24 protein-coding genes are annotated in these 21,124 nt (G+C 58.0%); 14 read left to right on the plus strand and 10 right to left on the minus strand.

The genetic code is table 11. From position 1 onward, the window contains the following. Positions 1-32 precede the first annotated feature (32 nt). The 7 genes from AAE029_RS07210 to AAE029_RS07240 all read right to left on the minus strand — a co-directional run bounded on the left by AAE029_RS07210 (position 33) and on the right by AAE029_RS07240 (position 7,846). Entirely contained in the window at positions 33-1,133 is a 1,101-nt protein-coding gene (locus tag AAE029_RS07210; RefSeq protein WP_371072147.1) for a hypothetical protein, read from the minus strand. 146 nt (positions 1,134-1,279) lie between these two features. Continuing rightward, positions 1,280-2,212 carry a DMT family transporter gene (locus AAE029_RS07215; RefSeq protein WP_371072148.1) on the minus strand — a complete coding sequence of 311 codons (933 nt, stop codon included), beginning with the start codon at positions 2,210-2,212 and terminating at the stop codon, positions 1,280-1,282. Positions 2,213-2,306: 94 nt separating this feature from the next. Beyond that, complete coding sequence (locus tag AAE029_RS07220) at positions 2,307-4,016, minus strand: GMC family oxidoreductase (RefSeq protein ID WP_371072149.1); 1,710 nt, start codon at positions 4,014-4,016, stop codon at positions 2,307-2,309. Then, entirely contained in the window at positions 4,013-4,990 is a 978-nt protein-coding gene (locus tag AAE029_RS07225) for a hypothetical protein (RefSeq protein ID WP_371072150.1), read from the minus strand. Before AAE029_RS07225 ends, AAE029_RS07220 begins: the two co-directional genes overlap by 4 nt. Beyond that, positions 4,987-5,778 (minus strand): nucleoside-diphosphate kinase, encoded by a 792-nt coding sequence (locus AAE029_RS07230; RefSeq protein WP_371072151.1) that lies wholly within the window; start codon positions 5,776-5,778, stop codon positions 4,987-4,989. Before AAE029_RS07230 ends, AAE029_RS07225 begins: the two co-directional genes overlap by 4 nt. Then, positions 5,779-6,576 carry an aspartate kinase gene (locus AAE029_RS07235; protein WP_371072152.1) on the minus strand — a complete coding sequence of 266 codons (798 nt, stop codon included), beginning with the start codon at positions 6,574-6,576 and terminating at the stop codon, positions 5,779-5,781. Beyond that, a complete protein-coding gene (locus AAE029_RS07240) occupies positions 6,560-7,846 on the minus strand; it encodes a DegT/DnrJ/EryC1/StrS family aminotransferase (RefSeq protein WP_371072153.1) in 1,287 nt (428 codons plus the stop codon). The genes AAE029_RS07235 and AAE029_RS07240 overlap by 17 nt, the downstream gene beginning before the upstream one ends. A gap of 535 nt (positions 7,847-8,381) precedes the next feature. Here AAE029_RS07240 and AAE029_RS07245 point away from each other — a divergent pair. Both AAE029_RS07245 and AAE029_RS07250 read left to right on the plus strand, forming a co-directional pair. Continuing rightward, entirely contained in the window at positions 8,382-8,879 is a 498-nt protein-coding gene (locus AAE029_RS07245) for a hypothetical protein (protein WP_371072154.1), read from the plus strand. A 214-nt stretch (positions 8,880-9,093) separates the two neighbouring features. After that, a complete protein-coding gene (locus AAE029_RS07250) occupies positions 9,094-9,816 on the plus strand; it encodes a GntR family transcriptional regulator (RefSeq protein WP_371072155.1) in 723 nt (240 codons plus the stop codon). Positions 9,817-9,865: 49 nt separating this feature from the next. Here AAE029_RS07250 and AAE029_RS07255 read toward each other — a convergent pair whose 3' ends face one another. The 3 genes from AAE029_RS07255 to AAE029_RS07265 all read right to left on the minus strand — a co-directional run bounded on the left by AAE029_RS07255 (position 9,866) and on the right by AAE029_RS07265 (position 11,923). Next, entirely contained in the window at positions 9,866-10,606 is a 741-nt protein-coding gene (locus tag AAE029_RS07255) for a hypothetical protein (RefSeq protein WP_371072156.1), read from the minus strand. 196 nt (positions 10,607-10,802) lie between these two features. Then, positions 10,803-11,258 carry a S1/P1 nuclease gene (locus AAE029_RS07260; protein WP_371072157.1) on the minus strand — a complete coding sequence of 152 codons (456 nt, stop codon included), beginning with the start codon at positions 11,256-11,258 and terminating at the stop codon, positions 10,803-10,805. Between the two features lie 311 nt (positions 11,259-11,569). After that, a complete protein-coding gene (locus AAE029_RS07265; protein ID WP_371072493.1) occupies positions 11,570-11,923 on the minus strand; it encodes a MarR family transcriptional regulator in 354 nt (117 codons plus the stop codon). 101 nt (positions 11,924-12,024) lie between these two features. Here AAE029_RS07265 and AAE029_RS07270 point away from each other — a divergent pair, with 101 nt between their 5' ends. The 12 genes from AAE029_RS07270 to virB10 are packed head-to-tail and all read left to right on the plus strand — an operon-like array spanning position 12,025 to position 21,118. Then, positions 12,025-12,564: a hypothetical protein gene (locus tag AAE029_RS07270; protein WP_371072158.1), complete on the plus strand. Its 540-nt coding sequence runs from the start codon at positions 12,025-12,027 to the stop codon at positions 12,562-12,564. A 3-nt stretch (positions 12,565-12,567) separates the two neighbouring features. Further along, positions 12,568-13,227 carry a type IV secretion system protein VirB1 gene (locus tag AAE029_RS07275; RefSeq protein ID WP_371072159.1) on the plus strand — a complete coding sequence of 220 codons (660 nt, stop codon included), beginning with the start codon at positions 12,568-12,570 and terminating at the stop codon, positions 13,225-13,227. Then, positions 13,224-13,523 (plus strand): TrbC/VirB2 family protein, encoded by a 300-nt coding sequence (locus tag AAE029_RS07280; protein WP_371072160.1) that lies wholly within the window; start codon positions 13,224-13,226, stop codon positions 13,521-13,523. Before AAE029_RS07275 ends, AAE029_RS07280 begins: the two co-directional genes overlap by 4 nt. A 5-nt stretch (positions 13,524-13,528) precedes the next feature. Next, complete coding sequence (locus tag AAE029_RS07285) at positions 13,529-13,867, plus strand: type IV secretion system protein VirB3 (protein WP_371072161.1); 339 nt, start codon at positions 13,529-13,531, stop codon at positions 13,865-13,867. Next, the gene (locus AAE029_RS07290) at positions 13,860-16,226 is read left to right on the plus strand and encodes a VirB4 family type IV secretion/conjugal transfer ATPase (RefSeq protein WP_371072162.1); all 2,367 of its coding nucleotides are present in this window, start codon (positions 13,860-13,862) and stop codon (positions 16,224-16,226) included. Before AAE029_RS07285 ends, AAE029_RS07290 begins: the two co-directional genes overlap by 8 nt. After that, entirely contained in the window at positions 16,226-16,924 is a 699-nt protein-coding gene (virB5, locus tag AAE029_RS07295) for a P-type DNA transfer protein VirB5 (protein ID WP_371072163.1), read from the plus strand. Before AAE029_RS07290 ends, virB5 begins: the two co-directional genes overlap by 1 nt. Next, entirely contained in the window at positions 16,921-17,154 is a 234-nt protein-coding gene (locus AAE029_RS07300; protein ID WP_371072164.1) for an EexN family lipoprotein, read from the plus strand. Before virB5 ends, AAE029_RS07300 begins: the two co-directional genes overlap by 4 nt. A gap of 3 nt (positions 17,155-17,157) precedes the next feature. Then, positions 17,158-18,090: a type IV secretion system protein gene (locus AAE029_RS07305; protein WP_371072165.1), complete on the plus strand. Its 933-nt coding sequence runs from the start codon at positions 17,158-17,160 to the stop codon at positions 18,088-18,090. Positions 18,091-18,128: 38 nt separating this feature from the next. Beyond that, positions 18,129-18,410 (plus strand): hypothetical protein, encoded by a 282-nt coding sequence (locus AAE029_RS07310; RefSeq protein ID WP_371072166.1) that lies wholly within the window; start codon positions 18,129-18,131, stop codon positions 18,408-18,410. Position 18,411: 1 nt separating this feature from the next. Beyond that, complete coding sequence (locus AAE029_RS07315) at positions 18,412-19,083, plus strand: virB8 family protein (RefSeq protein WP_371072494.1); 672 nt, start codon at positions 18,412-18,414, stop codon at positions 19,081-19,083. Beyond that, positions 19,080-19,934: a P-type conjugative transfer protein VirB9 gene (gene virB9, locus AAE029_RS07320; RefSeq protein WP_371072167.1), complete on the plus strand. Its 855-nt coding sequence runs from the start codon at positions 19,080-19,082 to the stop codon at positions 19,932-19,934. The genes AAE029_RS07315 and virB9 overlap by 4 nt, the downstream gene beginning before the upstream one ends. 8 nt (positions 19,935-19,942) lie before the next feature. Beyond that, complete coding sequence (virB10, locus tag AAE029_RS07325) at positions 19,943-21,118, plus strand: type IV secretion system protein VirB10 (RefSeq protein ID WP_371072168.1); 1,176 nt, start codon at positions 19,943-19,945, stop codon at positions 21,116-21,118. Positions 21,119-21,124: the final 6 nt, after the last annotated feature.

Here is a 21,124-nt window from a genome sequence, read left to right on the forward strand (position 1 = left end):
AAGAACTTGGGTTTGCTTCTGCGACACAGCTCTCACAGCTGTCTGATGATCATGGCTGCGGTCTGCTGATCAATGGTAGTGCCGCTTGTCATCAACAAATGTCTGATGCGAACATCAGCCTCGGAAAGACGGTTCTTGTCGCAAGATATGCCAGCTTTGTCAGCGACGTACTGGATCGTTTCGATGGGATGTTTGCCGGTGAGCACGACCGATACGCTCTGTCCAACCTCGCCTGGGTCAAACGGCAGATAGACCTGCTGGTTGAAAAGTGGATTAGGCTGCTCGAAAGCGAAGCATTTCTCGCCGATAACGCGCTGTGACGAGAGGAAGCTCATTCCCAGCGCATCGGCCAGTTTTCTGGAAATATGCCCAATGTTCTGCAGATTTCTCTGGCTCTGCCCACACAGAAATTTCGAAACAGCCAAGGCGTCGATCGTATTGATGTTACCTCCACGCTCACCTGCTCCCAAGAACGTTCCGGAAATCCAGGTGGCTCCGGCTTGAACCCCAGCCACACCGTTTGCCAGTCCCAAACCGAACATGTCGTGGCAATGCATCTCGATCTGCGCATCAGGAACGGCTTCGAGCAATTCCTTTACGCGTTGATATGTGTCGACTGGCAGGCTCTTCGATATCGACTCGGCATATCGGAACTTCTGCGCGCCTGCGCAATGCACGATGCTCAGATACTCCTTCAGGTATGTGATCTCAGCCGACGGAGAATCTTCTCCTGTCGCTACCGCGTAGAGTCCGATTTCATCACTTATTTCCAGCGCTCTGCTGACAAGTTCAAATCGATAGCTCCAGTCCACGACGGGAAGTTTGATTTTGGCGAACTGATCGGAGGCGGGTATTGAGATCACGATGCCGTCGACCCCAAGCGATTTGACCCATTCCAGGTCGGCTCGAAGAGTCGATACCTGCTTGGGCCCATAAAAGGTTGCGACCGGAACATGCGTACGAAGGCTCTTCAAGAGAGCCACGTCCTGCTCATACGAAAAAGGATCTCCGATTTCCAATTCATCGATATCCAGTTCAGAGAGCATGCCGGCAATCGCCAGGCAATCCAGCGACGATGCGTTTACCAATGCGGACCCCAGATAGTCGCGCAGCGTGCAATCACTGACTTTCATCGTTCATCTCCTCAGACGTGGATAGAAGCAGAATATGCTCATGAATCTGTTGCACCTGCGCGGACGAGGGTCCGCGCGGCAGACTGAAGCTCCGACGGGGGCGGATGCTGTCTTGAGGCGCGCGACAGCGAGCGGCCGGATGATGGTCATGACGAATGCCTGTAGTTCGAAATCGAGCCAAGCGGGGCACCCGACGGTTTCCGGCCGCTTGTTCGCTGCCAGATATAGAGACCGGAAGCGATGATGATCGCCCCGCCCGCAAGCGTGGAAATCGTCGGCCAGCTGCCGAAGACCAGGATGCCGGAAACCGTTGCGAAGAAGACCTGAATATAGACAATGGGAGCAAGGATCGATGCATCGGCAAGGCGGTGAGCAGCCGCGACAATCGTGTGAGCAGCCGCTCCGAAGAAGCCCACGAAGCAGAGTATGACCCAGGTATGGATGCTGACCGGCCATGTCCATTCAGAAAGCGCTAACGGCAGAAGCGCAACCGTACCCATACCGCTTGACCATAGTTGCATCGTGGCATTGCCATCGATACCGGACAGCATGCGCGTCACGATGTAGTAGATGGAACCGCACAAAAGGACGCTGAGGCTCAAGAGCATCGCGGGATGAAAGCTGGCGTCCCACGGCTGAACCACGACAAGGACGCCGACAAAGGCGACGCAAACGGCGCTGAACCTGTGAATGCCGACCTTTTCGCCGAGCAGCGGGATGGCAAGCAGCGTAACCAGCATCGGGCCTGCAAAGGATATTGTAGTCGTGACGCTGATCGGAAGGTATTTCAGCGCTAAAAAATTGAAGATTGTCGCGCCGAGCAGGCATGTCGAGCGCAAGAACTGCTTTAACGGACTATTCGATTTGAGTGCCGGCAAACCCTCTCTTGGCAAATAAACAAGGATCGCGAGCAGGAAATGGATGAAATAACGGACAAAGGCGATTTGGAGGGCTGGAAGTCCCGCAAGAGAGAGCCACTTGGCCGACGTGTCCGTGCCGGTGAAGAACATCTGGGCGATGACCATTATGATCAGTCCGGCGGCTAATTTTTCTTCCCTGGGCTGTACGCTTCCCATCATGAAACCTCAGTTGTGTCGACGTGCTGATCGGTGTTCAAGGGTTCGCGGCGTGCCTATCGCGGCCAGCGTTCCTCGCGCCATAAGGTCGGATACATCAGGCATCTCGCATGGTCCCCTTGATGTACTGTGCCGCACGCAGCGCCAGCGCACTGATCGTGAGCGTCGGGTTCGCAGCTGCTCCGGTCGGGAAAACAGAGCTCCCGACGATGAAAAGGTTGTGGTGGTCGTGTGTACGGCAATTCGGATCGACGACCGACGTGGCCGGATCTTTTCCCATGATCGTCGTTCCCATGATATGGCTGCCGGCAGCGTCCGGTTCGGTTGCTTTTTCTTGGAGATCGATAAAGATGTCGCCAGATCGACAGCCAAGAGCATCGAATATTCGGGCGTGCAGCCGCGCCGCTGCGGCAATGCCGTCACGTTCGTAACTGCCGATCCGGAACCGGATGACAGGTCTCGGCGAGCCGAGTTCATCGGTGAGGCTCGGCGACAGCGACACTCGGTTTTCCGCATTCGGCAGCATCTCGACGACACTCTGCAACGCGAATTGGCGCGGCCCGAGATATTCCAGCGCGGATCTAAGCGCTCTTCCGAAAAGTCCTCTCTGCTCCACCAGCTCAATGAGCGTGCCATGTAACGCTTTGCCTGATTGGCCGGATGGAGCGCCGTTTGCGATACGCCAACCGTCGTTGCGAAGTGCCGTCCGAAACGCAGCTCTGTGCTTGCGAAAGGGACCGTCACGCAGTGTCTCGATACTCGAGGTCGATTGTGGTCCCCGATAGGAAAAAATAGGATCCGGAAGGATGGCACAGGAGTGCTTTTCAGGATGATCCATGAGATTACGCCCGACCTGTCCACTTTCGTTGGCCAGACCGGCAGAGCGCTTCTGGTTGGACAAGAGCAGCAATCGGGGTGTCTCAATCCCATTTGCCGCAAGGACGAAAGTGCGAGCATATACGGTTCCGGTTGAGCCATCGGCCCTTCTGAACACTGCAGAAGTCACGCGTCCCTCGTCCGAGATGTCGAGTTGGGTGACGATGGCTTCCGGCAACAATTCGGCGCCTGAGAGAAGAGCCCGCCGCAAGTGAATCAAGGGATCATATTTCGCACCGACTGGACAAAGTGGCACACATGATGCGTATCCTTCGCAGAGCGGTCGCCCGTTATAGCCGTCAATGGAATTGCGAGCCTGCGCGGTGGCAACGACGTGGAGCGGACTTGTCTCGAAGGAAAGCGTCATTGTCCGATCGGCGACCTGGCGATCTGCATAGCTCTGGGCTATCGCAGGCATTGGGAATGGCTGGCTGCGATAGGATCCCAGGCTGGTATCGGCATCGGGTTCCCCCGCCACACCGAGCTCTTGCTCTGCCTTGCAATACCACGGCTCGAGATCAGGATAGGAAATCGGCCAGTCAACCCCGCGACCAAAGGCTGATTGCATGCGGAAGTCGTTCGGGCACATGCGCAAGGCTGTCCCAAGCCAAGCGAGGCCGCTGCCACCGACAAGACGGAGAAATTCGCCACCAAACTGGCTGGGTTCCGGATCATTATTGTGAACGTAGTATGCAGCCTTATGCCCGCGCGGCTGCGGGGCAACGAGCCCGGCATACGGTGCAAAAAGTTCGTCCTCGTCGGAGCTGGTGAACGCTTCCCGCAGCGTCTGCCTTACATGCCGTTCATCCTCAAATGCTCCGCCGGCCTCGACGATCACGACATTCAGTCCTTCTTCGGCCAGGGCGTGTGCGATGAGGGATCCAGCGAATCCCGAGCCGATGATCGCAACATCGTGGACGCCGTCAGTCATTCGCGGGATCCTTCCGGCAAGGCGGCCAAAGCGATTGCGTCTGGATGCTTGGCCCAATCGCCATATTCACCGCCTCCGCGGGTCATGGGTGGGTGAACGCCAATCGCCTTCCATACCAGGGCGTCGGTATGTTGCTGCCATCCACACCGCTTCCAACCTCCGTCGACGCGTATGGCGCCAAGGTAAAAGAGATAAATAAGCTGGGCGATCGTCTGTGATAGGTGCTCGTTCCGGAGGAGCTTTTGGCATCTCTGGAACGGTTTGGTGTCCTGCTCCTGCTCCCGCAGTTGGCGAAAGGCATCAAGCAGGTTGCTGATATCCCCGACGTTGCTTCTTTCACATTCGAGGACGGACAGGTTGCGTTCAATGACCTCTGCCGGGAGAGAATCAAAGCCGGTGAGCTCTTTGGCGAGGACGCTGAACAATGTTTGTTCCTGCGCTGAAAATCGGCGGGCCTGTACAAGCGGGGCCGCCACGAAACCCAGCGCCGTAAGCTCCTGTTCGAGCCTGACGGGATCAAGTTCAGCGGCGATGGCAGTTGGGTGGCGCAGGAGCGCAACCAAATCGCCTCTGTGTTTTGCAAGATGATCTTGCTTATACATTTCGATCTTTCGCGCGACGACGTCGGCCAGGCTGGCACGCATGCCGATCACGGGATCAGCGATAAGAGACGCTGGCCGGTGCGGCTCGAGGACCCAATTTATCCCGATCGCCCCGTCGCGACCGGTGAAGGTTATCTCCAATTCCGAATTTGATTCCTCACGAGCGCCTACGATGAACCCGTTGCGCGCAAGCACCCTGGTGTCGTCTTCGATGGCTCGGTCGAACGCACCCGGGTTGACGTGGTGGATGTCTATGTCGTTCGGCGCTCGATCGATCAGATGAGCAATCACGGTGCTGCCGGCTATCCAGCTTTCTTCAGAGCGATTGGGAGCTATCGCAGCCAAGGCAGTCTGGAGGAGACCCGAAATCATGAGCCTGCTCCGGATCGCAACGCGGGTACCGGACGTATAAGTGGACCCCAAACAGGCATCGCGAACAAGCCTGCTTCGAGGATCAGGCGATCCCAGGCCGAAACCCGACCCGCGTGCTTGAGGAGATTGCCAAGGCTATCAGGATCGCCAGCCAGATAGCCCTGCACGATAGGCAGCACTCCCTTCCTGGAGGCGAGGACCTGAGCCTGCTCGAAAGCCGCTCGAGCATGCTTCAACGCATTGTCATTGCCTTCGCGAGCTCCAGTTTCACACGCTCCGGAGCTATCAAGGATCGAAAGCAGTACGCGAAACGAAGAATGCGATACGCGACCCGAATCCAATGCGTGCCAGCCCGCTCCGTCAGTCCCGGTCGACTGACTGCGAAGGATCTGCAACTCGGCATCCATCACACTGTCACTGTCGCTGACATGCAGCAAATTGGTAACTGGGTTATCGCAATAAAAGCAGCTGCGGACGCTGCCATTCGCGGCCTGCGCAGGTTGGGTTTTGCCTTTCACATTCTGGAGCACCGCAAGAGCGTTGGGGCCGGTCCAAAGCGTGGCAAAGACAGGACGCATGTCGAACAAGTCCAGCACGAGCGGCCAGTGCCTTCCTCCGGTGGAACCGGTCAGGGTATAGAATGCTTCGATTGATGCGCGGCTATGAACCGCAAAGAACCGTTCCGCGATTTCAAGTCCTGTCTTTCGGCGAATGAAATCGTCAAGTGCTGCGGTCAGGCCGGATTTTGCGACCTCGGGGCCGTAAACCGTTAGTCCCAATGAAGACATCTACGCGGCCCCCAATGCAATTTGCTGCAACGGAGAAATCGTGTGAGGTATGGACGTGATACGCGTGCCTGTAACACGTCTTTCCTCAAGCCAATCACGCAGACGATAGGGATGGGTGCCGTTGAGGACCACGCCAGAAATCCCTCGCTGTGACATGAAGTGAGCGGCACAGGCATCGATAGAGGTGTGACCGAGGCGGGCCAATTCATCGGAGCGTATTTCCGTGATCAGAGCCGTGGGATCATCTGTCGCCGCGTTGCGATAGACGCCATCGACATCCGTCAAGATTGCGAGCTTCGGCGTATCGGTGAGCCAAGCGATCCAGGCAGCAATCGCATCCGAAGTAATATCCCAGCTCCACTCCACCGGATCCAGGGCGAACAGAATCTTTGAAGGCAGCAGTACCGGAAGCTTGCCTTCTCTCAGGCGGAGCCGGCATTCGCCCAATGTCGAGCACGCCACAAGATTGGATGATAGGGCGGGGTCAGACAACATGTAGGCGGTCTGATCCTGGGCAAGAGCACATGCGTGGTGAGCTGTGAACGGGGCAAGCGGATGTGTCGCGTCAACCGCCTCGATCGCTTTGTCCGGTATGCCGCCTCCTGGGACGATCAAGATGCGGTGACCGCTGCGCCCCAGCTCTTCCAGTTCAGCCAACGCCGCGCGACACGCTTCAAGGTTGCGCATCAGGCTTCCACCGAATTTCACCACAACGGAAATGCCGTAAGGTGTAAATCCCCTTATCGCTGATTGCATGTTTCGATCCTCGTCAAATAAAAGCTCAAGCGGCGCTTGCAACTTCTGGTATATTGGTGACCAGTTTTGGCAGGACGTCCCAGACCTTATGAAAGGCGTCGGCATAGAGCTTCATCACCTCCGCATCGTTCGGCGGAGCGATCTCGGAGACGTAAAACATCGTATCCAGGAGCTTCATCGTGTTCGGGAAATCCGCCGCACGCCATTTTTCGCGAATGCCCGGCAAATACTCAAAGACCGGCTTTGTCAGCCAAACCCAAACCGGTACGCCCTCGGCCTGCAGCAACTTCACGACAAAATCCCGCGCTGCCGGGCCGGGAGGAAAGCCGAGCCGTTCCAATTCGATGCGCAAGGGAAAGTTGAGCATCGACTGATGGTGATCATTCGGATCGAAAAGCGGCATCACGCCCGGAAGATGCTTGATCATATGCCAGAGCAGCGTCGCGTTACTTCTCCGCTTCTGGAGCTGTTGATCGAGACTCTTCATGCGAGACCTGGCTATCGCGGCAGAGAATACGTTGGGTCGGTAATTGTATCCCTGCGAGTTTGGAGAAAAGATCCGTGCCCCGTTCCTGGACGAACTGGTCAGGGACACATGATCAACATGCTGGATGAGATTTGGGTCATTCGTGACGACAAATCCCAACTCTCCCGCTCCAAGATGCTTTGCGCCGTTTCCCGATAGCGCGAGGGCATCGCTGTCGATATAGACGCCATTGACAATTTTCTTGATGGCACCAATGGACTGGCACACATCATCGATGATCACCACTCCCCTCGTTCGGGCAGCGGCCCTCAGTTTCGGTGTCAATATGTTGTTTCCGAAAAGATGCGTGATGAGGACGACCGCGACATCAGGCTCAAAGCGACTGGTCGCGGCACCCTGATCAATGCCGCCCAGGTGCAGATCGACGTCGACGAATACTGGTTCGAGGCCACTGATCGAAATTGGGCCGACGGCCCCTGGCCAGTTGAGCGCGGCAGTGACAACGCGGGTCCCTCGATCCTTGAAGTAATCGAGTTCCACATGAATTGCTGCGGTACCGCTTCCCACGGAACGAACTGACCAGTTCCCGGCCCAGTCCGAAAGGCGCCGCTCAAGGTCCGATACAATCGGGTGGTTGACGCGGTGGTATTTTCCACTCTCCACGACCGTGCCAAGTGCCTTGAGATGTTTTTTCTTTGCTGCCGGCCATGGCGTTACACGTCCCGGAGAGACAACGGGATCTCCGCCAAAGAGTGCGAGTGATGCCTCGGGCCGCCGAACAGTCCTGGCGCCAGCTTCCAAATTCAAGTTGACATGCTTGTTCATCAAGACCTCCGGCCAATGATTGAGTCTAAGCGCGAAAAAACTGTTTGTTCTTGAGTTCGGTGAAAGAAAGAAACGTCGCATTCCTCGTTGTCATGCCTCCTTCACAAAAGTCAGGTTGGATGTATTTCTTAAGAAACACAATAGGATTCGGGAATATATTCTTAATATAATCGACAGTTTGCGGATGAAATTTGATGATGTTGCTGAATTAACAAGGAATTTTCGAGATATATTAGGAGTATATTGCAAATATATCTTATTGCGACCCCTATTTTTACTAAGGGTACCTGCCTTGCGGTTCACAGGGTGACCACTGCCGGGGCATGGGAAAATTAACGAAGGGACACAAGCGACTGGTCTGCGTGTTTGCGCGCGCTACGTCGGTGTTGCATTTCGGTGGCGTCTGCTGGTTATAAGGATTCTAAAAAGGAATAGTCCTTGAAACCCCGCGAGGATGGGGGACATAAGACGCTGGACATCTCGACTGAATCGAAGGGGACACGTCAGTTCGAATTTTCCGACTGGGGGTTTTGGAATGGATCTGCCGAAAGAGTGCCGTTCGCTGGAAGCTTTGAGGGCTTTGAACGAGGACTTCAATTTCGCTTTCGCCATCCTGAAGCACGCTGTCCGGAAAGATCTGTCTTCCTTTACGTTTTCGGATCTGCGTCCGCCGGCGATCCTTCAAAGCAGGGTACCAGGAGCGCCCGTGCCGCATGGTGACGCACTGGCGACCGAAGTGACGATCTTTGAAGACCACCTTCATGACCGCACCACGCTATTGGCGCAAAATGTTAAAATGCTCAGGGAGATCTGGGCGTTCAACGTACGCACGCGTGGCTTTCGCCAATGGGAGCTGAAATCGCCGGAAACCGCGCGGCCGGCCGTCGACCGGATCGCCGACCTGGTTAGCGCCCTCAATTCGAAGGAAGAGAGCCGGGTCCTGGCTGCCCTTGATCAATGGCTCGAACGGCGCGTGCTGCTAATCGAGGCCCTCCAGCGCAGCACCTCGACTGAGGCATCGAATGAGAGCTAACTGTTGGATCTTACTCGCAGAGCCGAAACTTTTCTCAATTGCAACAGAATTGTGACTTCTCAGCGCCTTGAACGTGCAGTATGTTCGCGCCAACGTCTCTAGGTGGCGCTTTTAAGGGACTCGGAATACATCGGATATCACAGCGCAAGCTGTCTGCGAAGGCAATGTTGTGTGCCATGGGCATGCGAGTGCAGTTTGACTCCTTGGGGGTACGATGTTTGACGTTCAGTATCAGACGAATTCTGCGGATGAGCGGCCCTGGGCAGATCGGTTCAAGACAGCCCAGACCTATGGCCGCCTCAAGCATCTCCTGGTCTTTCAGAAAATTCCTCCGCGCACCAGGCTCGACATCGGAGTGCTCGCGCGTCGGCTCAACGTCAGCAAGACGCCTGTTCGCGAAGCTTTGATCATGCTGGCGGAAGAAAGAATCATTCAAGCAGTGCCGGGAAGCGGCTATTTCTCGAAGCCGCTGAATGCGACCGAAATAGCCGAAGACTACGAAGTTGCCTTCGCGATGCTCAAGCATACTATCGAAGCCAGCGTGCAGAGCTTCTCGAAGTCCGGCTTGACGATGCCGAAAACTGGGCCGCTTGTGGCACTTGGCCAGGAACTCACGCACAATGTTCGACCCTACGCCGATTTCATCGAGGCTCTTTTCGAGCGCGTTGCAGCGATGAAGGGCAATCAACTGTCGTTGCAGATGGTCCACGCCTTCAATGGCCGTACCACTTTCATCAGGCAACTGGACCTCGAGCAGCCTGGCCATTTCGAAGAGATCGCAACCGCAATGAGCGAATTCGTCGAATGCCTGGAGCGGTGGGACGCTCCTGGAGCCGTTGCCAATCTCGAGCGGCAGTACAAGCGCAAGATCGACCTTCTTCACCATCTGGTGGCGCAAGGAAATCTGCGCGCGATGAATGTCAGCGAGCACTGGTAGAATCTCCTCCAACGAAGGTCGAGCCTTCACAAGAAGCAGCGTGGTGCGATCAGGTCGATTGTTCCCCGCCTTGACGTTCATCTCCGTTGGGAAGGCGGACGTCGCAGCGATACATTCGTCCCGGTAAACGCGACAGGCCGGTAACCCGCACCCGCCCAACCTCCGCGGTCTTTCGCACATGCAAACCATCGCAGGGCTGCAGGTCGATATCGTCGATTTTCATGGCGCGCAGCTGTCCATTTGATGCCGGCCAGATGAACGAACGGAGATTGATTCTTCGGTCTCGCATCGGCGGGAGCACCCAGACGGCTTCGACGGGCAGATCCTGATCGACGAGTTCCTGTACGAGTTTCTCGAGTTCATCGGGCTGGATTCCCGTATTGTCGACCTCAAATGTGACGCTGCCCCAGCCGGGATGGACGGCTCCATGGATCACCGGGTAGGGAAACGCAATGGAAACGAGATGGAGCGCGGTGTGGGTGCGCATTGCCGCATATCGCGGCGGCCACTCGATCCTCGCGATAACCTTCTCGCCCGGCAACAGGTCGTCCGGCACCTGCCCGCACAGGTGCTGTAGTACGTCAGGCTTTGTTTTGTCCCATTCACTCCTGCTGACACCAACGCGGCGTCCGTCTTCGAGAATGATCTCGCCGCTGTCGGAAGGCGAGATTCCCACGCCGGGATAAAACACGGTGCGATCGAGAACCATGCGATTGCCGTCCCGCCATTGCACAAAGGCTTCGGTTTCGACCCGGTACGGATCGTCTAGAAAATCCAAAACTGTTGGCATGATCGCTCCGAAAACGCGCTCTCTAGGCGGGAGGTCATATGCGTAAGAACCTCAATTCAATCCACTGAGTTGCTGAAAAACCTGTCACAATCAAACGAAAGTTGCAGGCTCGCAAAAATAGAATTCCTATTAGGCGGCTAAATGTCTCTCCCTAAATTTTGCCCGCCGCGTGGGCGAAATCCAAAGGCCATCAGGCTTATTTCATTGTCTCACTGAGCAGGGCCGCCAGTCGCGTGCTCGCCAGTGCAACGCGTCTGTTGGCGACTTGCTCGGCATGGTCGACATAAGCCTGATCCAATGCGAACGGTCCCTCGCCATCCAAAATGGCGGGTCGATAGACGTCGTTCTGTGCAATCGTGAAGCTCTCGATCAGCCACAAAGCCGGATCGTCGACACTTGCGGCAGCCCGATGGGTTTCAGGAAAGACCTTGGCGGCAGCAATCGCATCCGCCGGCGTTCCGGCCGCTCCCGGTAACCGGTCCCAGAAAAGGTGAAGCGCGATCGGCTCCGCCTCGCCGGGGACAAGCACTTTCTCGTCATTGCCGGCCTTGGCGGCAATTTCCATGTGACCCATGTCCCACCAAGCGCTTGCGTGCCCGGCAAAATCCAGGAAAAGCAGGACTGCAATGCAGTGTCGCCCTACTATCCGCATGTTCAATCTCTCCGCCTTGCTCATCCACGATGAAACTACCATTAAGTGCATGTCAGGCATGCGACAATTTCGTCCCCGCGGCGGCGCGAGGGAAAATTTCGAGCTGGTCACCCGATGCGTCATCGAAGACTTTCATGAAATGAGGTGCATAAGACGGAGTGCGGCAAGCACAGAGCTATCGGAGGGCGGGTAGGCGCGTCCATCATGCCTGCCATGCGAGGTGCCGATTTGCGTGCGTGCGAGTGTCGCAATACCGCCTATGACCTATTGTCGATTTTACTACCTTAAATTCGTCACCTTAAACCTATTCCTCATTCGCTTTCAAAAGCTCTCAACCTGTCCAGGAGTTCCTTCGAAATCTCGAACTGCCGTGCGATTCCCCGGCCCATGGAGTTCTTGACCATTGTCTCCTTCAGCATTCCCCGCTTTACGAGAAGGTCGACTGACTCCTTCACGCCGCCCCGCGTCAGTTTGGTGATTTCCATTATGTTGGTGAGAGTTAACGCCTGGTGGGTCTGACTCATCGTATAAAGGACCGTCATCATGCCGATCTCTTTCAACCTTGCCTGGGGCGTTTCGTCGTTGAGCGGGTGATCAAGGATTTCCTGGAGAACGAGACCCGAGAAAGCGAGATTTTGCCAGTGCGTCTTTAGCGCTCTTGTCATGTCATTTAACTGTGTTATATAAATCAGTATGAGGATGTACATTCGGGGCCCATGCCCCTGTCTGCAATAGCAACATTTTGCCGTTTCGGAGGGTCCTGTCCATGAAAAGCCTTCTGTTTAATTCACTGCTTGGCATCTGCTGCACATTATCAGTCTATCTCATTTCCGGCAGTAAAGCGCGGGCCGACGACTGGGGGTGCCAGGTTATCCTGTGCCTTTCCAATCCAGGCGGGCCAACCGAATATGCTGAGTGCCGGCCTCCAATTCAGAAACTTTGGCGTGAGCTGGCAAAGGGGCATTCGTTCCCGACCTGCAGTGGCGTCGGTTTTCGCAGCTCGCGGCCGGGCTATGAACCCTACTACTGCGAAGCGGGGTATAGCTTGATAGGGGACTACGGTTCCCATGGACAGGAAGCGACCTGCGCGTCGATCTCTCTGGAGCGGGTGAGCAGGACACTCTGCTCGTATGGCCGAAACAATGACAACAGCAATTCCGGCTCTGTACTGTCTGCTCGTTGGCAGCGAATAGGTGGTCGCCTCCAGTGCATGGGCTATCCGACAGCCCGCCCGAACATGCGATCGCAACCGCACTATGTCGACGTCACCATCGACGGCTCCGGCACGCACAGAGTCTGGTACTGAGTGATGGCCGTCGCGTTCGTCGAACTTGCGCAAAGCTGCGCACCGATGGTGCAAGTAGAAATGCTTGCCGGCGTCGTCAGCCTTGAGAGTCGCTTTCAGCCGTTTGCGATCCGCATCAGCAATGGACCGCCCCTTCGCGCGCAGCCAGCTTCAAAGGTGGAGGCCATCGAAGTCGCCACATCTCTGATTTCTGACCGTCAGGATATCCGCATCGGTCTCGGCGGCCTCGGCGTCGAGGAGCTTCGGAAGCTGAAGCTGTCCGTCTCCGACGCCTTCGATCCTTGCCTGAACCTCCAGGCAACCGGGACCCTTCTCGACGGTTATTACCGCCTCGCCTCGCGCGAAGGCGCGGGCGCCGTCCAGGCCGAGAAAGTGATGCTTCGCTCCTATTACGGTCGCAACGACCCTTCCGTCGGCTCCATGCTCAAATATGAGGAGCAAGTGCGCCGGGAAACAAAACGCCTGTTGGCGGAGCTTGGCTCGCTCACTATTGCGGGATCGCACGATCAAACGAACGATGACGCGCAGCGGCAAGACCAAGCGGCGCGCGTATTTCCTAGTCAATTCTCCCGAACCGCCGAACCGTCCTGGGATGTTTTCAGCTCGGAGCGGCGATCCTCGGTTCTCGTTTTTCAGAATGATCGATCGGAGCCTAATGAATGATCTCCAAGGCCAGCCTTCGCCCGCTTGCAGCGTCCACTCTCATGGCGGTCGCGATCGTCGCCTGCCTGGTTGAACCGGCTTTCGCCCAGGCCGCCGGAATCGAAACCGTCCTGCAGAACATCGTCGATATGCTGACGGGCAACATCGCCCGCCTTTTGGCAGTGATTGCGGTGATCATCATCTGCATCGCCTGGATGTTCGGATACATGGACCTGCGCCGTGCCGGCTTCTGGATTATCGGCATCGGCGGAATTTTCGGCGCTACCGAACTGGTCAATACCATCGTCGGAGGTTGATCTTCATGGCAAGCCCCGGCGGTATTGAAGAAGATACGCTCTTTCTCGCCTGTACCCGCCCGGCCATGGTCGCCGGGGTGACGATGGAGGCGATGGGCATGAACATCATGCTGACCACCATCCTCTATATCGCCGCAGGTTCGATAGCCTACGCGCTGGTCGGCCTCGTCATCCATTTCGTATTCCGGGCGCTGGTCAAGCACGACCACAACATGTTCCGGATCCTGATGGCGTGGCTGGAGACCCGCGGGCGTTCGCGAAATGCCGCTTACTGGGGCGGCGCGTCTCTCTCGCCCCTGAAACTGGTGAGACGTTACGACGAAAGGGATCTCAGCCTTGCCTAGTGTTGCGACGCTTCGGTCTCGCGAACTGGGACCGGAGACATTTATTCCCTATGTTCGCCACGTAGACGATACCATCATCGCTCTCGACTCAAGGGCGATCATGGCGACCCTCGCTATCGAGGGAGTTTCCTTCGAGACCGCTGATGTCCTCGACCTCAATGGCCTGCACCGCAGTCTGAACACGCTCTATCGAAACATCGCCGACGAGCGGCTCGCGCTGTTCACGCACGTCATCCGTCGCCGCGACAACGCTTATCCGGAAGGCCAATTTGCCAATCCCTTCTCGGATCGCCTGAATGCAAGGTATCGCGAGCGTATGGTGCGGGAGGAACTGTTCCGCAACGATCTCTACGTGACATTGGTCTGGCATCCTGGTCGCGATCCCGTGGACAAGGCAGCGAATCTTCTCAATCGGCTGCGAAAAGCTCGCCGGTCTGGCACGGAGGTCAATGAGGCCGCGCTGAAGCACTTGCGCGACAAGGTCATAGATTTGACCGCCGGCCTGAAGCGCTTCGAACCGCGCGTTCTGTCCCTCTACGAGCAGGATGGTATCATTTTTTCGGAGCCGAACGAGGTACTCCATCAGATCGTTGGCGGGCGGCGCGAGCCGGTCCCGTTGACGGATGGCAGGATTTCCTCGGCGATCTATTCGGATCGCGTGATCTTTGGTCGCGAGACGGTGGAAATCCGTCATGAGGCCGAAAGCCGCTACGCTGGCATGTTCGGCTTCAAGGAATATCCGGCGACGACACGCTCCGGCATGCTCGATGGTATCCTGACCGCGCCGTTCGAGCTCATCTTGACCCAGTCCTTCGCATTCACCTCCAAGGCCGATGCCCGCGTCATCATGGGCCGCAAGCAGAACCAGATGGTCAGCGCCGGTGACAAGGCGGCTTCGCAGATCGAAGAACTCAGCGAAGCGATGGACGATCTGGAGTCGAACCGCTTCGTCCTCGGCGAGCATCATCTCTCGCTTTCCGTCTTCGCTCCGTCCGTCAACGAGCTGACCGACAATCTCGCGAAGGCACGCGCATATCTGACCAGTGGCGGTGCCGTCGTCGCCCGCGAGGATCTCGGACTGGAAGCGGCCTGGTGGGCGCAACTGCCCGGCAATCTGCGCTATCGCGCCCGGTCGGGCGCCATCACATCGCGGAACTTTGCCGCCTTGTCGCCCTATCACTCCTATCCGACCGGCCAGAAAGACGGCAATGAGTGGGGGCCGGCGGTTGCCATGCTCAAGGCGGCGTCAGGCTCGCCGTTCTATTTCAATTTCCACCATGGCGACCTCGGCAACACGTTCGTGTGCGGCCCCTCCGGTTCAGGCAAGACGGTGTTCTTGAACTTCATGCTCTCGCAGCTCGAGAAGCACGATCCGCACATGGTGTTCTTCGACAAGGATCGCGGCGCCGACCTGTTCGTCCGCGCCGCGGGCGGCACTTACCTGCCGCTCAGCAATGGTGTTGCCACTGGCTGTGCGCCACTGAAGGCGCTCGAGCTCACTCCTGAAAACAAGGTCTTTCTCACCCGTTGGATCGGAAAGCTCGTCGGATCTGCAACGCGGGAGCTGACGGTCACGGAGCTGCACGACATCGCTTCGGCCGTCGATGCCCTGGCGGACCTGCCTGTCGAGCACCGTTCGATCGGAGCGCTGCGTACCTTTCTCAACAACACCGATCCTGAAGGTATCGCCGCCAGATTGCGGCGCTGGGAAAGAGGAGGCCCGCTTGGCGGGGTCTTCGACAATGAAGCCGATGATATCGGGATCGGCGCGAAAATCATCGGCTACGACATGAGCGATTTCCTCGACAATGGGGAGATCCGCACGCCGTTGATGGGCTATCTCTTCTATCGTATCGAGCAATTGATCGACGGGCGCCGCATCATCATTGTCATCGACGAATTCTGGAAAGCCCTGCAGGACGAAGGCTTCCGCGACCTCGCCCAAAACAAGCTCAAGACGATCCGCAAACAGAACGGGCTGATGCTGTTTGCCACACAGAGCCCGCGCGACGCCATCGTCTCGCCGATCGCGCACACGATCATCGAGCAGTGCCCGACGCAGATTTTCCTGCCGAACCCGCGGGGCGACCGTGCCGACTATGTCGAAGGTTTCAAGCTGACGGAGCGCGAATTCGAGCTCATTTCACGCGAGCTCCCGATCGAGAGCCGACGTTTCATCATCAAGCAGGGCCATAACAGCGTTGTTGCGGAATTGAACCTCAACGGCTTCGACGAGGAGCTCGCCGTCCTGTCCGGCCGCACCGCGAATGTTGAGCTCGCCGACGCCATTCGGTCGGAGGTTGGCGACCGGCCCGAGGATTGGCTTTCCGTATTTCAGCGAAGAAGGAGCGCAGGTTGATGCGGGCAAACCGAACGCGGAGCAGTTTAGCGGTGATCGCTCTGCTCCTGTCGTCTGAGCTGGCACGGGCACAAGGAATCCCAGTCGTCGATGAGACAGCGATTGCCAAGCAGATCGAGAGCATCACGCAGCTGAAGTCTCAGCTCGATACGCTTAATCAGCAGCTTCAGCAGGCGCAGCAGCTTTACGGATCGCTGAACAAGATCACCAACATGGCGGACGTCGCAAACCTGCTGAACGATCCGTCGATCCGCAAGGCCCTGCCGGCCGATTTCAGTGCGATCGAGAGTCTCTTCAAGGGATCGGGTACCGGCGTCTTCGCCACCTCCGCCTCGAAGTTCCTGCAGGACAATTCCACCTACCGCACGGATGCGGACGATTTCTACGCGCAGGAGCTTTCGCGCATCCAGAACCAGAATGCAGGACAGATGAGCCTCGGTCAGCAGATCTATGATGCCGCCACCAAACGCATCGACGGCATCGATCAGCTGCGCCGGCAGATTTCGAGCGCGGCCGACGCCAAGGACATTGCCGACCTGCAGGCGCGTCTCCAGGCTGAGACCGCCTTCCTGCAAACTGACGTTCTTCGCATGCAGGGCCTGCAGATGGTGCAGCAGGCGCAGGTCCAAGTCGGTGGACAGCGCGCAGCCGAGGATTGGCGCAAGCGCATGGACGCCATGGGGGCGGCGCTCAAATGAACCGAGCCTTCTTCGCCACGATGGTGTTAGCGCTATCGGCCTGCTCCGGACAGATGGAGAAACCCTACACGGTCGACGAGCTGGCGGGTGACGAGGCCTTGCTTGCCAGGATCATCGGCGAATGCCGCAGCAATCCGGGCGAGCTTCGCGATACGCCCAACTGCCGCAACGCCGAAGCGGCCGACGGCAAGCTGCGGCTCGAGCGCATGCGCAAGCCGTTAGGAGGCTGACGCATGTATCAGGTTTTCAGCTTCGTCGACGGGCAGTTCAAAACGCCGCTGGAGAATTTCCTTTCCTCCGGCACCTCCAACATCGCCAACTGGATCAGTGGACCGCTGACGGCAGCGCTGACGCTCTACGTCGTGCTCTACGGCTACCTCGTTCTTCGCGGCTCGGTTCAGGAGCCTATTCTCGAATTCGCGTTTCGAGCGATCAAGCTTGCGATCATCGTCATGCTGGTGCGCAATGCCAGCGACTACCAGACCTATGTCACCGATATATTCTTTGAGACACTGCCGAGGGAAATCTCGCAGGCGCTGAACTCAGGCACGGCGCCAAGCGCTTCCACCTTCGACAGTCTGCTCGACAAGGGCCAGACGTGCGCCATCGAAATCTGGTCCCGTGCGTCCTGGCCGGTCGACATCGTCACCGGTATCGGCGGCATGATGGTGATCGGCGCAAGCTTCATCGTCGCGGCGATCGGTTATATCGTCTCACTATACGCCCGTTTGGCGCTTGCCATCGTGCTCGCGATCGGCCCGATCTTCGTGGCACTCGCGATGTTCCAATCGACCCGGCGCTTTACCGAATCCTGGATCGGCCAGCTCGCGAACTTCGTCATTCTGCAGGTTCTGGTCGTCGCCATAGGCTCGCTGCTGATTACATGCATCGACACGACATTTACGGCCATTGAAGGCTATAGCGATGTCCTGATGCGTCCGATTGCGCTCTGCGCCATCTGCCTTGCCGCCCTTTACGTCTTCTATCAACTGCCCGGTATCGCCTCGGCGCTCGCGGCAGGCGGAGCATCGCTGACCTACGGATATGGCGCCGCTCGCGACGCGCACGAAAGCACACTCGCCTGGGCCGCTTCCCACACCGTCCGCATGGTTGGTCGAGGAGCCCGGTCCATGGGGCGCCGGTTAAGGCCCGGAGAGGTCGAATAGCGGCCGCTTCACCAGAGAAAGTTCATAGGTTAGCCCACATGATGCGCATCACTTTATTGCTTTTCATTTCCGGTTGCCTCGGCGGCTGCACTTCGATCTCCCACCCGCTTCCCAAATGTGACGGCTATTCCCGCCGGCAGCTGAACCGCTCCATGTGGCAGTGGGAGGACGTCGGCGCCGTGAGGCAATCCTCTTCTGAGATAGCCTCGGCAACCTCGAACCCGGTTGCGTCCTATGCCGAGGAGCCGGTGTCGGACACGCCCGCCGCCTTCAAGCGCTTCGATGTCGAGAACTCGTATCGGAACTGCGGAGGACAATGACGTGGTCGGCTCGGATCACCTCAAGAGTTACTTCGAGAAGGCGCGCCGGTTCGATCAGGACCGTCTCATCCAGGTGGAGCGCTCCGCGCGCATTGCATGGTTCATCGCGATTGCGGCCGGTGTGCTTGCCGCGGCTTCGGTCTTTGCCATCGCCGGTCTCACGCCACTGAAGACGGTCGAGCCGTTCGTCGTGCGGGTCGACAATTCGACCGGCATCGTCGATGTCGTCTCGGCATTGACGTCGACGGCCGGCACCTATGACGAGGCCGTCACCAAATACTTTGCCGCTAAATATGTGCGCGCCCGCGAAGGCTATGTCTGGAGCGAGGCCGAGGAGAATTTTCAGACGGTCGCATTGCTGTCGACGCAGCCGGAGCAGTCGCGTTTCGCTGCCATCTATCGCGGCAGTAATCCCGATTCGCCGCAGAATATCTACGGTCGTGGCGCCACGTCCCGCGTCGACATCGTTTCCATCTCGCTGATCAACGCCAACGTAGCGTCCGTCCGCTACATGCGAACCGTTACACGCGGTGACGACGTACGGACGACGCACTGGGTGGCAACACTCACCTTCTCCTATGCAAACGCTCCGATGTCCTCGACCGATCGGCTGGTCAACCCCCTGGGCTTCGTCGTCAGCGAATATCGTGCCGATCCGGAGGCCATCAATTGAGACGGGGTTTCCTGCTTGCTCTTATGGTGGCCGCCAATCTATCTGCCTCGGCGCTCGCTCTCGAGACCCCACGCAGCGCGCCCCAGGACAGCCGCATCCGTTTCGTCGATTATCAGCCCTATGACATCACCAGGATCGTAGGGACGCTCAGATCGTCGGTGCAGATCGAGTTTGCGGCCGACGAGGAAATCGCTCACGTGGCGCTCGGCAATAGTGTGGCGTGGGAAGTGGCACCCGCCGGCAATATCCTGTTCCTGAAGCCGCGGGAAAACCAGCCGCTTACGAATATCTCGGTCGTGACGACGCGGCGGGACGGTTCGACCCGCAGTTATCAGATGGAGTTGACCGTCCGTGATGGAACCGTTGAGGCCGGGCAGAACACCTACTTTTACGTGAAATATCGCTATCCGGCCGATGAGGCGGAACGCCGGCGGCAGGAGGCGGCCGCACGCGCCCTGGCCGCCCAGGCCGGCGAGGCGGATCGGGTGCTTGCTCTTCACCAAGCCTATGGACCGCGGAACTGGCGCTACTCCGCGCAAGGCTCCGCCGCACTCGAACCGCAGGCCGTCTACGACAATGGCAAGGTCACCACCTTCGCCTTTGTCGGCAACCAGGAAATGCCGGCGATCTACATGGAAAATTCTGACGGCACCGAAAGCCTGGTGCCGAAATCCGCCGACGGCAATCTCGTGCTCGTCCACGCAATCAGCCGCAAGTTCATTCTGCGCAGGGGAGGCGATGTCCTCTGCGTGTTCAACGAAGCCTACGATCGCGTCGGCATCAATCCCGGGACCAATACGACGTCGCCGTCGGTCGAGCGCGTCGTCAGGCCGCAACCCGCAGCCCAATAGGACATCTCATGAGCGAGGAACCGATCACCCAGATCCCTGGCGAACGCGCCGAGACATCGACTGGCCGTCGGCTCGACACCAATCCGATCCTGAAGCGCGGCGCGGTTGCTTTCGCCATTGTCGCCTTCGTCGCCTTTGCACTGTGGTCGATGCATGGCCAGAACGAGGCGACGGAGGGTGCCCAGCCGGAACGCGTCGTGATCCGTCAGACAACGGATTTTGAGCCGGCGAAAGAACCCGCGCCGCCGGTAACGACCCCGGCGGACGTCCAGCTTCCGACGCCTGTCGTGACGGAGCAGGAGTCCACCGAAGACGACAAGCTGCTCGATGCGGCGCGGCGCGCACCCGTGATGGCCTATGGCGGCGAGAAGTCACCGGCTACGTCTCGGCAGGAGGAAGAAGCAACCGTTGACGCCACATCGAACTATCTCCCGCTTGGCAACGGTGTAGGCAGCCTTGGCGCGCAGGGAGAAGACGAGGACCAGCGCTTCAATCGCATGCTGACGCCGACGCAATTGCAGGGATCACGCGCGGGCACACTCGGCAATCGCGATTTCATCATTGCGATGGGAACTTCCATCCCCTGTGTCCTGGAAACGGCGCTCTCTTCCGATCAGCCCGGTTTCACGAGCTGCATCATCAACCGGGACGTCCTGTCGGACAATGGCCGTGTGGTGCTGATGGAGAAGGGCACGCAGGTCGTCGGAGAATATCGCGGCGGTCTTCGCCGTGGTCAGAAACGCCTGTTTGTCCTCTGGAACCGAGCCAAGACGCCGACGGGCGTGATCATCACGCTCGCGTCACCGGCAACCGATGCTCTCGGGCGCGCCGGTGTGGACGGCTACGTCGATACCCATTGGTGGGAGCGCTTCGGGAGCGCGATCCTCTTGTCGATCGTCGGCGACGCGACCTCCTACGCCAACAGCAGACTTCAGGATAGCGATGTCGAGGCCCAGAGCACGACGAGCGCCGGTCAACAGGCCGCGGCCATCGCCGTCGAACAGTCGATCAACATTCCGCCGACGCTTATGAAACATCAGGGCGAGCTTGTTTCGATCTTCGTGGCGCGTGATCTCGATTTCTCCAGCGTCTATCGGCTTCGCCTGAGGGAACCTCGCAATCGTATCTACGACCGAGCCGTGCTCGGGAACTTCGGTCCAGCTTCAACGCGCGTCACGAAATAGGTCCGT

It is taken from the genome of Sinorhizobium sp. CB7 (assembly GCF_041357635.1).
Classification (GTDB): Bacteria; Pseudomonadota; Alphaproteobacteria; order Rhizobiales; family Rhizobiaceae; genus Rhizobium.